Source organism: Streptomyces sp. NPDC047315, assembly GCF_040643215.1.
Lineage (GTDB): Bacteria > Actinomycetota > Actinomycetes > Streptomycetales > Streptomycetaceae > Streptomyces.
Genome location: NZ_JBEYTZ010000002.1, coordinates 50,586 through 65,281, shown reverse-complemented (window position 1 = coordinate 65,281; position 14,696 = coordinate 50,586). Strand labels below are relative to the sequence as shown.

Annotated in this window: 9 protein-coding genes; 7 read left to right on the top strand and 2 right to left on the bottom strand. The window is 72.7% G+C overall.

Features of this window, described 5'->3' with window-relative positions:
• Positions 1–156 precede the first annotated feature (156 nt).
• The 4 genes from ABZ842_RS02100 to ABZ842_RS02085 all read left to right on the top strand — a co-directional run bounded on the left by ABZ842_RS02100 (position 157) and on the right by ABZ842_RS02085 (position 4,635).
• Positions 157–768, top strand: a complete 612-nt coding sequence (locus ABZ842_RS02100; RefSeq protein ID WP_003948568.1) for a response regulator transcription factor — start codon at positions 157–159, stop codon at positions 766–768.
• Positions 769–1,031: 263 nt separating this feature from the next.
• Positions 1,032–1,607, top strand: a complete 576-nt coding sequence (locus ABZ842_RS02095) for a sigma-70 family RNA polymerase sigma factor (protein WP_361530137.1) — start codon at positions 1,032–1,034, stop codon at positions 1,605–1,607.
• Between the two features lie 268 nt (positions 1,608–1,875).
• A complete protein-coding gene (gene guaB, locus ABZ842_RS02090; protein ID WP_361530134.1) occupies positions 1,876–3,378 on the top strand; it encodes an IMP dehydrogenase in 1,503 nt (500 codons plus the stop codon).
• A 132-nt stretch (positions 3,379–3,510) separates the two neighbouring features.
• Complete coding sequence (locus ABZ842_RS02085) at positions 3,511–4,635, top strand: GuaB3 family IMP dehydrogenase-related protein (protein WP_361530131.1); 1,125 nt, start codon at positions 3,511–3,513, stop codon at positions 4,633–4,635.
• A gap of 109 nt (positions 4,636–4,744) precedes the next feature.
• Here ABZ842_RS02085 and ABZ842_RS02080 read toward each other — a convergent pair whose 3' ends face one another.
• Positions 4,745–5,263 carry a hypothetical protein gene (locus ABZ842_RS02080; protein ID WP_361530128.1) on the bottom strand — a complete coding sequence of 173 codons (519 nt, stop codon included), beginning with the start codon at positions 5,261–5,263 and terminating at the stop codon, positions 4,745–4,747.
• A 95-nt stretch (positions 5,264–5,358) separates the two neighbouring features.
• Positions 5,359–6,600 carry a nucleotide sugar dehydrogenase gene (locus ABZ842_RS02075; RefSeq protein ID WP_361530125.1) on the bottom strand — a complete coding sequence of 414 codons (1,242 nt, stop codon included), beginning with the start codon at positions 6,598–6,600 and terminating at the stop codon, positions 5,359–5,361.
• Positions 6,601–7,066: 466 nt separating this feature from the next.
• On the opposite strand from ABZ842_RS02075, the gene ABZ842_RS02070 reads away from it, so the two are divergent.
• The 3 genes from ABZ842_RS02070 (at position 7,067) to ABZ842_RS02060 (ending at position 14,660) form a co-directional block, all read left to right on the top strand.
• Positions 7,067–8,773 carry a glycerol-3-phosphate dehydrogenase/oxidase gene (locus tag ABZ842_RS02070; RefSeq protein WP_361530122.1) on the top strand — a complete coding sequence of 569 codons (1,707 nt, stop codon included), beginning with the start codon at positions 7,067–7,069 and terminating at the stop codon, positions 8,771–8,773.
• A 323-nt stretch (positions 8,774–9,096) separates the two neighbouring features.
• A complete protein-coding gene (locus ABZ842_RS02065) occupies positions 9,097–11,652 on the top strand; it encodes a protein kinase (RefSeq protein ID WP_361530119.1) in 2,556 nt (851 codons plus the stop codon).
• Between the two features lie 122 nt (positions 11,653–11,774).
• The gene (locus tag ABZ842_RS02060) at positions 11,775–14,660 is read left to right on the top strand and encodes a protein kinase (RefSeq protein ID WP_361530116.1); all 2,886 of its coding nucleotides are present in this window, start codon (positions 11,775–11,777) and stop codon (positions 14,658–14,660) included.
• The last annotated feature ends 36 nt before the right edge of the window (positions 14,661–14,696 follow it).

Sequence of the window (14,696 nt, the reverse complement as noted above, 5' to 3'; positions counted from 1 at the left end):
TCTTTCGAGTGACCGTCGTTGGTAGGTCGGAGGCGGTTGAAGGAACGAGCGCTCGGGCACATGTCCGAGAGCGTTCAACCGCACAGGTGACGATACGTACCCAGCCTGGAGGCTCAAGGTGACGCGCATCAGCTGCGAGAGCCACGGAGGTCAGTCATGACATCCGTCCTCGTCTGCGACGACTCCCCGCTTGCCCGAGAGGCGCTCCGCCGTGCGGTGGCTACCGTGCCCGGCGTCGAGCGCGTGACGACCGCGGCCAACGGCGAGGAAGTCCTCCGCCGCTGGGGCGCGGACCGCTCGGACCTGATTCTGATGGACGTGCGCATGCCCGGCCTGGGCGGCGTCGAAACCGTACGGAGGCTGCTCTCGGCCGACCCGGGCGCCCGGATCATCATGCTCACGGTCGCCGAGGACCTCGACGGCGTCGCGCTCGCGGTCGCCGCCGGCGCCCGCGGCTATCTGCACAAGGACGCCTCGCGCGCCGAACTGCGGGCGACCGTGACGCAGGCCCTCGCCGACCCGACCTGGCGGCTCGCCCCGCGGCGGCTGCGCTCGGCCGAGATGGGCGCCGCGCCCACGCTCACCGCGCGGGAGATCCAGGTGCTCGAAGGCATGAGTCACGGCCGGTCCAATGCGGAGATCGGCCGCGAGCTGTTCCTCTCCGAGGACACGGTCAAGACCCACGCCCGCCGGCTCTTCAAGAAGCTCGGCGCATCGGACCGGGCGCACGCCGTCGCGCTCGGATTCCGCTGGGGTCTGGTCCGCTGAGGACGTGCCGTGGCGGGGCGCGGGTCCCCCGAAGGTGTTGTGAACCCCGCTCGCCTTACGGTGGTGGGCGGGGAGACGGACCGCTTCGGGCGTCCGTTTCCCGCGCGATGCCGCATCCTTGAGATGTGGAGTTCCTCGGGGAGTCGGTCGAGCGGAAGGGGAGGGCGCAGGAGATGAGTTCCAGCGCACCTGCTCATAACGCTTCGGTGCACAACATGGGACGCGGTGCCACGGAACAACGGACACCGAGGCACCATGGACCGATGCGTGACGACAAGAGCACGGTGATCGGTGCCCTCGTTCATCGTGCCGTCGACGGAGACGAGCGGGCCACGCACGATCTCCTCGCGCACGTCCATCCCCTCGCGCTGCGCTATTGCCGCACCCGGCTGAGCCGCCTGCCCGGCGACGCGCGGCACTTCGTCGAAGACCTCGCACAGGAGGTCTGCGTCGCCGTGCTGATGGCCCTGCCGAGGTACCGCGACACCGGCCGCCCCTTCGAGGCGTTCGTCTTCGCCATCGCCTCGCACAAGGTCGCCGACCTCCAGCGCGCCGCCATGCGCCACCCGGGTTCGACGGCCGTGCCCTCCGACGAGATGCCGGAGCGCCCGGACGACTCCCTCGGCCCCGAGGAGCGCGCCCTGCTCAGCAGCGACGCGGAGTGGGCCAAGAAGCTCCTCGCCAACCTCCCCGAGACGCAGCGCGAGCTGCTGGTGCTCCGGGTCGCGGTGGGGCTGACCGCGGAGGAGACCGGGCAGATGCTGGGGATGTCCCCCGGCGCCGTACGGGTCGCCCAGCACCGTGCGCTCAGCCGGCTGCGTGCACTGGCCGGCCAGTAAGTAGCCCGGGCGTCCGGTGGTCCGGCGCGGACCGGGCCACTTCTTTTGAGCCGCCGCTTTCGCCGCTGCTCTCGCTGCCGCTTTCGCCGCTGCTTTCGCCAGTGCTGAGTCGGCGGCTGAGTCGGGCGGCGCCTTCCTCCGTACTCCTCCGTGGCGGATGTGTGTCAAAGCACAAAGCTGCCGGGTGATCTTGATCGTGGAATGAGACGGTGCCCGGGGCCGTTAGCATGGACATCCGCACCGATCAAGGCCATTTGGGGAAGGTGTCATGACCAACGTCGACGGAGTGCCCGGAAAGTTCGCGACACTCGGGCTGACCTACGACGATGTGCTGCTGCTGCCGGGCGCCTCCGACATGGCTCCCGACCAGATCGACACCTCCTCGTACATCTCCAAGAACGTACGGGTGAACATCCCGCTGCTCTCCGCGGCCATGGACAAGGTCACCGAGTCGCGGATGGCGATCGCCATGGCCCGTCAGGGCGGCGTGGGCGTACTGCACCGCAACCTCTCCATCGCCGACCAGGCCAACCAGGTAGACCTGGTCAAGCGCTCCGAGTCCGGCATGGTCACCGACCCGATCACGGTGCACCCGGACGCCACCCTCGCCGAGGCCGACCAGCTCTGTGCCAAGTTCCGCATCAGCGGCGTCCCGGTCACCGACCCGAGCGGCAAGCTCCTGGGCATCGTCACCAACCGCGACATGGCCTTCGAGACCGACCGCGGCCGTCAGGTGCGCGAGGTCATGACCCCGATGCCGCTGGTCACCGGCAAGGTCGGGATCTCCGGCGTGGACGCCATGGAGCTGCTGCGCCGTCACAAGATCGAGAAGCTTCCGCTGGTCGACGAGGCGGGTGTCCTCAAGGGCCTGATCACGGTCAAGGACTTCGTGAAGGCCGAGCAGTACCCGAACGCGGCCAAGGACAAGGACGGCCGGCTGCTCGTCGGCGCCGCCGTCGGCGTCGCCGGTGACGCCTTCGAGCGCGCCCAGGCGCTGATCGAGGCGGGCGTCGACTTCATCGTCGTGGACACCGCCCACGGTCACTCCCGGCTGGTCGGCGACATGGTCGCCAAGATCAAGTCGAATGCGTCCCACGTCGACGTCATCGGCGGCAACATCGCCACGCGCGACGGCGCCCAGGCCCTGATCGACGCCGGTGTCGACGGCATCAAGGTCGGCGTCGGCCCGGGCTCGATCTGTACGACGCGCGTCGTCGCCGGCATCGGCGTCCCGCAGGTCACCGCCATCTACGAAGCGTCGCTCGCCGCCAAGGAAGCCGGCGTTCCGGTCATCGGTGACGGCGGCCTGCAGTACTCCGGAGACATCGCGAAGGCGCTGGTCGCCGGCGCCGACACGGTGATGCTCGGCTCCCTGCTCGCCGGCTGCGAGGAGTCCCCGGGCGAGCTGCTGTTCATCAACGGCAAGCAGTTCAAGTCGTACCGCGGCATGGGTTCGCTGGGCGCGATGCAGTCCCGCGGCGAGCAGCGCTCCTTCTCCAAGGACCGGTACTTCCAGGAGGGCGTGGCCTCCGACGAGAAGCTGGTTCCCGAGGGCATCGAGGGCCAGGTGCCCTACCGGGGTCCGCTCTCGGCCGTCGTCCACCAGCTCGTGGGCGGGCTGCGCCAGTCGATGTTCTACGTCGGCGGTCGCACCGTGCCCGACCTCCAGGCCAACGGCCGGTTCGTCCGGATCACCTCGGCGGGTCTCAAGGAGAGCCACCCGCACGACATCCAGATGACGGTCGAGGCGCCGAACTACAGCAGGAAGTAGGCGCGAGCCGGCACTCCCCGCGCGTGCGCACAGGGGTGGTGCAGGGCGGTCCCCAGGGCTGCCCGGCACCGCCCCTTCGGCATGAGTCGGGGATACTGGAAGACGCTGACACAGAGGGAAAGGCCCAAACAGGTGACTGAGATCGAGATCGGGCGCGGCAAGCGCGGACGGCGGGCGTACGCGTTCGATGACATCGCCGTCGTACCGAGCAGGCGCACGCGGGACCCGAAGGAGGTCTCGATCGCCTGGCAGATCGACGCCTACCGCTTCGACCTGCCCTTCCTCGCCGCCCCCATGGACTCGGTGGTCTCCCCGCAGACCGCGATCCGGATCGGCGAGCTGGGCGGTCTGGGCGTTTTGAACCTCGAAGGGCTCTGGACGCGGTACGAGGACCCGCAGCCGCTGTTGGACGAGATCGCCGAGCTGCCGGCCGACACCGCGACCCGGCGCCTGCAGGAGATCTACGACGCGCCGATCCGCGAGGAGCTGATCGGGCAGCGCATCAAGGAGGTGCGCGACTCCGGCGTGGTCACCGCCGCGGCGCTCTCCCCGCAGCGCACGGCGCAGTTCTCCAAGGCCGTGGTGGACGCCGGCGTGGACCTCTTCGTGATCCGCGGGACCACCGTCTCCGCCGAGCACGTCTCCGGCGCGGCCGAGCCGCTGAACCTGAAGCAGTTCATCTACGAGCTGGACGTCCCCGTGATCGTCGGCGGCTGCGCCACGTACACGGCGGCCCTGCACCTGATGCGCACGGGCGCGGCGGGCGTGCTCGTCGGCTTCGGCGGCGGCGCCGCGCACACCACCCGCAACGTCCTGGGCATCCAGGTGCCCATGGCGACGGCGGTGGCCGACGTCGCCGCCGCCCGCCGTGACTACATGGACGAGTCCGGCGGCCGGTACGTGCACGTCATCGCCGACGGCGGCGTGGGCTGGTCCGGCGACCTGCCGAAGGCGATCGCCTGCGGTGCGGACGCCGTGATGATCGGCTCGCCGCTGGCCCGGGCGACGGACGCGCCCGGCCGGGGCCGCCACTGGGGCATGGAGGCCGCGCACGAGGACGTGCCGCGCGGCAAGCTGGTCGACCTGGGCATCGTCGGGACGACGGAGGAGGTCCTGACGGGCCCCTCGCACACCGCGGACGGCTCGATGAACTTCTTCGGTGCCCTGCGCCGCGCCATGGCGACCACGGGCTACAGCGAGCTGAAGGAGTTCCAGCGCGTTGAGGTGACCGTCGGGGACTCCCAGCACAAGCGCTGACGCGCGAGCACGGAGCGGGTGAGGGCCCGTGTCGGACCGGACGGTCCGACACGGGCCCTCGTGCGTCAGCGCCGGTGTGCGTGCGGCGGTTCCACGGGCGCGCGCGGGGTCAGTCGCTGCGCCGGGCGGTGGCGAAGGCGACGAGGGCTCCGACGACCATGAAGCTGTACGTCGCGAAGTCCGCCTCCTTGCTCCAGGCGTCCCGCACCGCGCCGAACTCCTCGAAGAAGATCTCGGTGAAGGGCACCTTGAAGAACTCGGCGAGGACCATGGACAGACCTATGAGCTGGCCCAGGTACACCGCGGGCGGCGCCAGCACCGCGGCCACGAAGGGCAGCAGCTTGTGGCCGCCGCCGGCCTTGTTGGCGGCGAAGCCGATGAGGGCGCCGACGCCGAGCGCGGCCCAGCCGAACTCGCGCTCGATGGAGCCCGTGACCAGCCCGTACGCGACCGCCGCCACCAGGGCCGCCGCGACGCCGGCAGCGACGCCGAGCCCCGGCTTGCTGCGCACGGGCATGGGGGCGGGGGCGAGCGGGACGCCGGGTGCGAAGGGCGCGCCCTGCGGCCCCTGGCCCTCGGGGCCCGGGGCGAACGGATTGCCGGACGGCGGCGGAACGGACTGGCTCATCGGTGGATCCCCCCAAGACTGGCTCCCGCACGCACGTGCGGGTCGATGGTCGGGAGATTAACAGCGGCGACTGACAACGCCGCGGGATTTACCGGTCACAGTCGGTGTGCGGCGCCGACGGGGGTGGCGCCGCGGGTGTCCAGGAGGAGCTGCGCCTTCACGGCCAGTCCCTGGAGGTCGTAGGTGCGGTGGTGCTGGAGGAGGACCGTCAGGTCGGCGCCGGACGCGGCCTCGTAGAGGGAGTCGGCGCGGGGGACGGGCCGTTCGTGCACGTGCCAGCCGGGGACGTACGGATCGTGGTAGCTGACGGACGCGCCCAGGTCCATCAGGCGGCGGGCGATCTCGGTCGCGGGGGAGCCCTGGAGGTCGGCGATGTCGGGGCGGTAGGTGACGCCGAGCAGCAGCACGCGCGCGCCGCGCGCGGACTTCCCGTGTTCGTTCAGGAGGGTGGCGCAGCGCTGGATGACGTACTGGGGCATCCGGTTGTTGATCTCCTGAGCCAGGCCCACCATCCGCAGCGGGGGGCCTGGGGTGCGTCCGGGGTGGGGCAGGACGCCCGGGTCGATCGGGACGCCGTGTCCGCCGACGCCGGGCCCGGGGCGGAAGGCGAGGAAGCCGTACGGCTTGGTCTCGGCGCAGCGCACCACGTCCCACAGGTCCACGCCGATGTCGTGGCAGAGGATCGCCATCTCGTTGACGAGCGCGATGTTGACGTGGCGGAAGTTGGTCTCCAGGACCTGGACGGTCTCGGCTTCGCGGGGTCCGCGGGCGCGTACGACCTTGTCGCTGAGCCGGCCGTAGAAGGCGGCGGCGGCTTCGGTGCAGGCGGGTGTTAGTCCACCGATGACCTTGGGGGTGTTGGCGTAGCCGTGGGTGCGGCTGCCGGGATCCACCCGTCCGGGGGAGTGGGCGAGGTGGAAGTCGCGGCCGGCCCGCAGCCCGGAGCCCTCTTCGAGGAGGGGCCGCAGGAAGCCCTCGGTGGTGCCGGGTTGCACCGCCGATTCGAGCAGGACGGTGGTGTGGGGGCGCATGCGGGCGGCGAGGGCGCGGGCGGCGTCGGCGAGGGCGGTGAGGTCGAGGTTGCCGTCGGCGCCGAGCGGGGTGGGGACGCAGAGGGCCGCGGTGCGGACCCGGCCGAGTTCGGCGGGGTCGGTGACGGTCCGGAACCCGTTGGAGACCATGCGGCGGATGTCGGCGGGGGTGCGGCCGGCCGCGGGTTCGGCGAGTTGGCGGGGGTCGGTGTCGTAGCCGATGGTCTGGATCCCGGCGGCCACGGCGGCCTGGGCCAGCGGCAGACCGTAGTGACCGAGTCCGATGACGGCGAGATCTGCGGGCATGGCGTTGGCCGTCCTTCCCTTAACCGATGGCGGGCGTTGGCGCAAGCCCTGTGGGCGAAATGAGGCGGGCGCAATGTCAGACTAGGCGTAAATATGACCGATATGCGGTATTGCGCGGGCGTGGCCGCCCGAGTGTTATCCACAGGCGGTGGCTGAAGTCGGCGAGTGCGGACAGAATCGATGTTGTGAGCCGGGCCACCGGGGCGGATTCCCGGAGGTGGGCACAGCAGTGGGTCGTGTCGTCCGCCCGGTTGGGCGGGGGCGCGGCACATGGGTCGGGCCCGTGCGGGCAGGCGCACGGTGCGGACGTCCGCGCGGCAAGCGCACGGACGTGCGGGCCGCGCGTGTGCGGTACGGGACTTGGACGCGCGCACGGGACGCGGGCGTCCGTGGACGGGGCCCCGGCCGACGCCGGGGCCGGGATCCGGGCCCGGGCACGACAGACGGGGGCGACGGGAGGCACGCAGTGAGGACAGCGACACTGGGACCCGAGGAGCGCGCGCAGGCGCTCGCCGCAATGGCCGAGCGGGAGCTGGACGTGTTGGTGGTCGGCGGCGGCGTTGTCGGCGCGGGCACCGCGCTCGACGCGGTGACCAGAGGGCTCTCGACCGGGCTCGTGGAGGCCCGGGACTGGGCATCGGGTACGTCGAGCCGCTCCAGCAAGCTCATTCACGGCGGCTTGCGCTATCTGGAGATGCTGGACTTCGCGCTGGTCCGCGAAGCGTTGAAGGAGCGGGGTCTGCTGCTGGAGCGGCTGGCGCCCCATCTGGTGAAGCCGGTTCCGTTCCTCTACCCCCTCCAGCACAAGGGCTGGGAGCGCTTCTACGCCGGATCGGGCGTCGCGCTGTACGACGCGATGTCGGTCTCCTCGGGCCACGGCCGCGGCCTGCCGGTCCACCGCCACCTCTCCCGGCGGGGCGCCTTGCGCGTGGCGCCCTGCCTGAAGAAGGACGCCCTGGTCGGCGCCATGCAGTACTACGACGCACAGATGGACGACGCCCGCTTCGTGGCCACCTTGGTGCGCACCGCCGCCACGTACGGCGCCCAGGTCGCCAGCCGGGCCCGGGTCATCGGCTTCCTGCGCGAGGGCGAGCGGGTCGTGGGGGCCCGCGTCCAGGACGTCGAGGGCGGCGGGGAGTACGAGATCCGCGCCCGCCAGATCGTGAACGCCACCGGGGTGTGGACCGACGACACCCAGGCGCTCATCGGCGAGCGCGGCCAGTTCCACGTCCGCGCCTCCAAGGGCATCCACCTCGTCGTGCCCAAGGACCGCATCCACTCCACCACCGGACTGATCCTGCGCACGGAGAAGTCGGTCCTCTTCGTGATCCCGTGGGGGCGTCATTGGATCGTCGGCACCACCGACACCGACTGGGACCTGGACAAGGCGCACCCGGCCGCGTCCAGCGCCGACATCGACTATCTGCTGGAGCACGTCAATTCGGTGCTGGCCGTCCCCCTCACCCGGGACGACGTCGAGGGGGTGTACGCGGGGCTGCGCCCGCTGCTCGCCGGTGAGTCGGACGCCACCAGCAAGCTCTCCCGCGAACACACCGTCGCCCATCCGGTGCCCGGGCTGGTCGTCGTCGCCGGCGGCAAGTACACGACGTACCGGGTCATGGCCAAGGACGCGGTGGACGAGGCGGTGCACGGCCTCGACCAACGGGTGGCCGCCTGCGTCACCGAGGAGACGCCCCTGGTCGGAGCGGAGGGGTACGCCGCGCTGTGGAACGCCCGCGCGAGGATCGCGGCGCGCACCGGGATCCACGTCGTGCGCGTTGAACACCTGTTGAACCGGTTCGGATCGCTCGCCCAGGAGGTCCTGGCCCTGATCGCCGCCGACCCCGGCCTCGGTGAGCCGCTGGCCGGAGCGGAGGACTATCTGCGTGCCGAGGTCGTCTACGCCGCGTCGCACGAGGGCGCCCGCCACCTCGACGACGTCCTCACCCGGCGGACCCGCATCTCCATCGAGACCTTCGACCGGGGCACCCGCTGCGCGCGCGAGTGCGCCGAGTTGATGGCGCCGGTGCTGGGGTGGGACGCGAAGCAGATCGAGAAGGAGGTCGCGCACTACGAGAAGCGCGTCGAAGCGGAGCGGGAGTCGCAGCGCCAGCCGGACGATCTCACGGCGGACGCGGCGAGGTTGGGGGCGCCGGACATCGTGCCGCTGTGACGCGACCCCGGGGGCGGGCCGCCGACGAGCCCGGCGGGGTCGGGCCCCTGGACAACCCTGGTGGTTCGGGGGTGAACCGGATGTTGCTGCGCGGGGAGTTCACCGGGGTGTGACCATCCGGACGGTGAGCTTTGCGAGGATCGGTGGCATGGTGGGCGCCCGGTGCCTTCCGTACTACCCTCGCCACCACCCCGGGCGCGTGACGGACCCGGAAGACGCGCCAGTCCCGGAGTGAGGGACAATGAAAGCTCTGCCAGGGCGTGTTACCGCATCGCGCGGGAGCGGCAGGCGCGGGCGAAGACCAGGGATCGCAGAGGGGACGCATGTCGGAGGCAGAGCAGTCGCGGAAACCCCAGCGGGACGGCTCCGAGGAGCACGGGACTGCGGCGGCGGTCGAGCCCGGCGGGAAGCGTGACGACCGGTCGACGTCGGATGCGGTCGGCCGTACGGCCACGGACCAGGACGACGGCAAGGACGGGGGCGGCGCCGCGGTCGAGGCAGCCGGTTCCGGCCCGGCCGGGGGCGAGAACGCGCCGAAGAAGCCGGCCCGGCGGGTGCCCAGGCAGACGACCGGCGAGCCGTCCCGGACCGCGCCCGAGCCGGAGTCCGCTTCCGCGTCGGAGTCCCCTTCCGAGGAGCTGTCCGCCGACGCCAAGCGGTTGGCCGCCGACGGCGGTTCGGCGGACCGGACCGCCGGGCCCGCCGATGGTGCGCCCCCTGCCCCTGCCGAACAGGCCGACGAGCGCGCCGGCGAGAAGGCCGAGGAGAAGGCTGAGGCGAAGTCGGGCTCCGGCGAGAAGAGCGCGGGCGCGAGCGGAGCCGGCCAGAAGGCCCAGGGCGCTCCGGGCGACAAGGCTCAGGACGAAGGAAGCCGGGGCGACAAGGACCAGAGCGGGAAGGCCACGGGAGACAGAGCCCGGGGCGAGAAGGCGCCAAGCGAGAAGGCGTCGAGCGGGAAGGCTGCGGGCGCGAAGGGCTCGGGCGCCAAGTCGGCGGGCAAGGCCGGGGCGTCCCGGCGGAGTTCCGGGACGGAGGAGAGCGAGGGGCGGCTGCTCGCCGGTCGCTACCGGCTCGGCGGAGTGCTGGGCCGCGGCGGCATGGGCACCGTGTGGCGCGCCGTTGACGAAACGCTCAGCCGCACCGTCGCCGTCAAGGAGCTGCGCTTCCCCAACAGCATCGACGAGGAGGAGAAGCGCCGGCTGATCACCCGCACCCTCCGCGAGGCCAAGGCGATCGCCCGGATCCGCAACACCAGCGCGGTCACCGTCTACGACGTCGTCGACGAGGACGACCGGCCGTGGATCGTGATGGAGCTGGTGGAGGGCAAGTCCCTCGCCGAAGTCATCCGCGAGGACGGCACGCTGACGCCGCGCCGGGCCGCCGAGGTCGGCCTCGCCATCCTCGACGTGCTGCGCTCCGCCCACCGCGAGGGCATCCTGCACCGGGACGTGAAGCCGTCGAACGTGCTGATCTCGGACGACGGCCGCGTGGTGCTCACCGACTTCGGCATCGCCCAGGTCGAGGGCGACCCCTCCATCACCTCCACCGGCATGCTCGTCGGAGCGCCCTCGTACATCTCGCCCGAGCGGGCGCGGGGCCACCGACCCGGGCCCGCGGCGGACCTGTGGTCGCTGGGCGGCCTGCTGTACGCGGCGGTCGAAGGCGCCCCGCCGTACGACAAGGGGTCCGCGATCGCGACCCTGACCGCCGTCATGACCGAGCCGCTCGACCGCCCGAAGAACGCCGGTCCGTTGGAGGAGGTCATCTACGGCCTGCTCGCCAAGGACCCCGACCAGCGGCTCGACGACGCGGGCGCGCGGGCGCTGCTGACCGGCGTGGTGAACGGCCCGGACGAAGCGGAACTCCCCGCGGACGCCACGCGTGCGATGACGCTGCCGGTGATGCCGCCGCCCGCCCCGACGCCCGCGCCCCGCGCGGAGGCGCCGGCCGCGGACCGGGTGCGCGGCGCCCTGCGGTCCGCGCGCAACGCGTCGGCGGGCCAGGGCGCGCGCCCCGCCGCCCAGCACGGCGCGACCGGTGCGCGTACGCCCGCGCAGGCACCCCCGCCGCAGCCGCCCGTGCAGCGGGCCGCGCCCACCCGCGCGCCGCTGACGGACGTGGTGCCGCGGCGCACTCTGGTGTTCCTGGCCGTCGGCATCGTGCTGGTGGTCGTCGGCGTCATCCTGTACCTGACGCTCGACGGCGAGGACGGCGACGACAAGTCGGCCCCCGGCGGCGACAAGTCCGCGTCCGCCGGTACCACCCCCGGCAGCGGCGACAAGAGCGGCGACGGCTCCCAGGAGCAGCCCAAGGGCGACAGCGGCAAGGAGACCGGGAAGCAGAGCGGTCAGCCCAGCGGTTCGGGATCGGGCACCGGCATCACCCCGCCCAAGGGGCAGGACCCCGTGAAGGGGGGAGTGCCGGCCGGGTACCAAAGCGTGTCGAACGACCAGTTCCGGTTCACCATGGCCATGCCGCAGGGCTTCCGCATGACGGACATCGCCGGACGGAACTCGGGCGGCATCTTCAACACCGCCGAAGGCGCCTTCCCCCGGGTCCAGGTCGACTTCAACAACAGCCCCAAGGACGACGCCGCTGCCGCCTGGTCCGCCGCCGTCGCGGCGACCAAGGGCGCCAGCAGCGGCTACCAGCACATCGGTATCAAGGCCGTCGAGTACAACGGCTACCCGACCGTCGCGGACTGGGAGTTCGAGCGCGACCAGGGCGGCGAGCGAATACGCGTCCTGAACCGCGGTTTCAAGGTCGACGCCAAGCGGGGCTACTCGATCATGGTCTCCTGCAAGGCGAGCGAGTGGGACGCGGCGGAGTGCAAGACGTTGCGCGAGACCGCGTTCGCGACATTCAAGCCCAAGGACTGAGTGGGTACACGTATCGTGAGAGGTCGCGGGCGGGCCACGACCACACCGCGCCCCTGACCGACCGGACATGACCGGCCGTCGGTTCCACGGGGGCCGAGGAGCGGGGCAGGAGGGGAGGCGGCATGGAGGACTACGCGGGCAGGGTGCTGGCCGACCGCTACCGCCTTCCGCTGCTCCCGTCCGACGAGTACGAACTGGTCGAAACCCGGGCCTTCGACACGTACAGCGGGCAGGAAGTCCTGGTGCGCCAGGTGCCGTTGCCCGAGGTCGTGGACGCGGAGGTGGTCGATCCGGACGCCGAGCCCGGCGCCCACGGATCCGGGCGGCACCTCGGCTACGCCGCCAGCCGCGCGGCCCGCCGCGCCATGGACCCCGCCGTCGTCCGCGCCATCGAGGCGGCCCGCGCCGCGGCGCAGGTCCCCGACCACCCCCGGCTCGACCAGGTCTTCGATGTCTTCGCCGAAGACGGTTCGCTGTGGATAGTCAGCGAGCGCGTGGCCTCCCGCCCGCTCGCCGCGCTGCTCGCGGAGAAGCCCCTCACGCCCTACCGGGCCGCCGAGATCGCCTCCGACGTGCTCACCGCGCTGCGCGTGCTGCACGCCCAGGGCTGGATCCACCGCAACATCTCCGCCCGTACGGTCCTCGTCTGCGACGACGGGCGGGTCGTGCTCACCGGCCTCGCGTCCGGCGCCGCCGAGGAGGCCCTGTGCGGCTACTCGACGGTCCCGACCGCGCACGACGTCGACGCGGACCCCTTCGCTGAGGGTTCCGTCGAAGACGATGACTGGTCGGACGAGGACTCCAGCGAGTACTCAGACGCGTACTCGGGGGGGTACTCAGACGCGGAAGGCGCGGAAGACCACGGCGGCTTCGAGCCGTCGGCGCCCGCCGAGGGCCGCACCTCGGACCCCGGCTCTGACCTCGATACGGACCGTGGCTCCGCCTCGGACGTGGATCCCTACGACGGCCCGGCCCCGCCCGCCGTGCCGGACGTGCGGTCCGCGAGAGCCGGCGCCATCGCCGCGTACCGCGCCGGCGCGCGGGCGGCGGCCCGAGTCAACGAGGAGCAGCGCCGGGCCGGTGACCCCCCGGTGCAGACCGGCTCCGACCCCGACTGGTGGGCGCGCAAGCCCGGTGAGGGCGCCCAGGACCCCGGCCCCGTCGGCCCGCGCTACCACGACCACGTGACCCCCGGCCCCGAGGACCGCCAGGGCCAGGACGACGACTCCGCCCCAGGTCACGCCCGCCTCGCCGGCACCTGGCACGACGCCCCGCTGCCCGGCCACGACGGGCCGCGCCCCCTCGGCGCCGGCGGTGGACTGCCGGCGACCGGCCCAGTGGCCCCCGACGGCGGCGGACCGCACCACCGTCCGCAGCGCGACAGCGACCCCTACGGCGTACGGGCCCTGCCCCCCGCCTCCGGCGGTCTGCCCGCCCTACCGGTGGCCCGCGCGGGCAGACCGGGCGGCGCGCCCGCGCCCGGGCCCACACCACCACCGGAGCCGTACGCACCGCACCGCAGCGCCGAGTCCAGTTGGCAGGAGCGTGCGGGCGGCGGTGCGCTCGGCGCGGACGCCCGGCGCCAGCCGGCCCCCGCCTCGCCGCCCCCGCCCGCACCGTCCGCCGTGCCGGCGAGCCGACACCCCCAGTCCGCCGCCGGCTGGGACGCACCGTCGGACGACGACGGCCCGCCCGCCTACCAGGGCCCCACGACCCCGCTCGCCGCCGAGCGCGCCCGCCAGGCCAGGATCGCCATCGTCGGCGCGGTCACCGAGCGCTGGGCGCCCGAGCAGGCCGGCCCCGTACACGAGAACTGGCAGCTGGCCGCCCCCGTCGGCCCCGCCACCGACCTCTGGGCCCTCGGCGCCCTGCTCTACCGGGCCGTCCAGGGCCACGCGCCCTACCCCGAGGAGAACGCCGCCGAGCTCGTCCAACTCGTGTGCTCCGAGCCGCCCGCCTTCGCGGAGGAGTGCGGTCCGCTGCGCCCGGTCGTCGAGTCGCTGCTGCGGCAGGACCCCACCGAGCGGCCGGACGTCGAGGAGCTGCGCGGCTGGCTGCGTTCGCTCGTGCGCTCGGCGCCGGAGCCCGAAGCCGGCACGGACGTCGTCGCGCTGCCGTCCGGTGCCGGCGCCGCGACCGGCGGCGAGCGACTGCCCATCCTGCGCCGCAAGGGCGAGTTGGTGCGCCGGCGCCGCAGATCCTCCGCCGAGGTGGAGCACGGCCGCCACCGGCACAGGAAGACCCGGCAGCAGAGCCGGGCCGAGAAGCCCCGCCCGGCCGAGAAGCCCCGGCGTGAGCGCGGCCCGAAGTCCCTCGGACGCCGGCTGCTGTTGCTGGTGCTGCTGCTCCTCGCCGCCGCCGTGGCGTACGCCGTGCTGTTCATGCCGAAGTCGGGCGAGTCCGGGGACCGCACCGCGCCCCGGGGCAACCCCCGCCCCACGCCCGGCGGTACCCCAGATCCGTCGACGAACGGCGGTCCGAGCAGCCCGGGCAGCTCCCCCGGCTCCGAGCAGGCGCAGACCTCCGCGCCCGCGGCCGGCTCCGCCGGCAAGCTGCCGAAGGGGTACGAGCTGCGCAGCGATCCCGAGGGCTTCAGCGTCGCCGTCGACCGCACCTGGCAGCGCCGCCCCATGAACGACGCCGGCCAGGTCCGTTACGCGGACGACGACTTCGTACTGATCATCGTCCCCGGCCGGGACACCGTCCGCTCCGACGACGAGGACCCGCTGGCCTACCAGCGCGACCGCGAACGCGAACTCCAGCCGTTCCGCGACTCGTCGTGGTCGTCGTCGAGCGGACTGCGCCGGATCGAGGTCGGGCGGCGCGTCATGGCCGAGGGGGAGTACACCTGGCAGGACGGCAGCGGACGCGAGGTCTTCGTCCGCAACCGGGTCATCGTCATCGAGGGCCGGTACCACGTCGTCCAGGTGATCGGCCCGAGCGACCGCCGCGACAAGGTGACGGAGGCGTACGAACTGGCCGTCGACGCCTACCGGAAGAACGGCTGAGGGCGCCGGCGCGCCACGGATGACACCGGCGTTTCC

Coding starts and splice junctions, on each gene's coding strand:
- ABZ842_RS02100 (WP_003948568.1), top strand. CDS start 157: ATGACATCCGTCCTCGTCTGCGACGACTCCCCGCTTGCCCGAGAGGCG.
- ABZ842_RS02095 (WP_361530137.1), top strand. CDS start 1,032: ATGCGTGACGACAAGAGCACGGTGATCGGTGCCCTCGTTCATCGTGCC.
- guaB (WP_361530134.1), top strand. CDS start 1,876: ATGACCAACGTCGACGGAGTGCCCGGAAAGTTCGCGACACTCGGGCTG.
- ABZ842_RS02080 (WP_361530128.1), bottom strand. CDS start 5,263: ATGAGCCAGTCCGTTCCGCCGCCGTCCGGCAATCCGTTCGCCCCGGGC.
- ABZ842_RS02075 (WP_361530125.1), bottom strand. CDS start 6,600: ATGCCCGCAGATCTCGCCGTCATCGGACTCGGTCACTACGGTCTGCCG.
- ABZ842_RS02065 (WP_361530119.1), top strand. CDS start 9,097: ATGTCGGAGGCAGAGCAGTCGCGGAAACCCCAGCGGGACGGCTCCGAG.
- ABZ842_RS02060 (WP_361530116.1), top strand. CDS start 11,775: ATGGAGGACTACGCGGGCAGGGTGCTGGCCGACCGCTACCGCCTTCCG.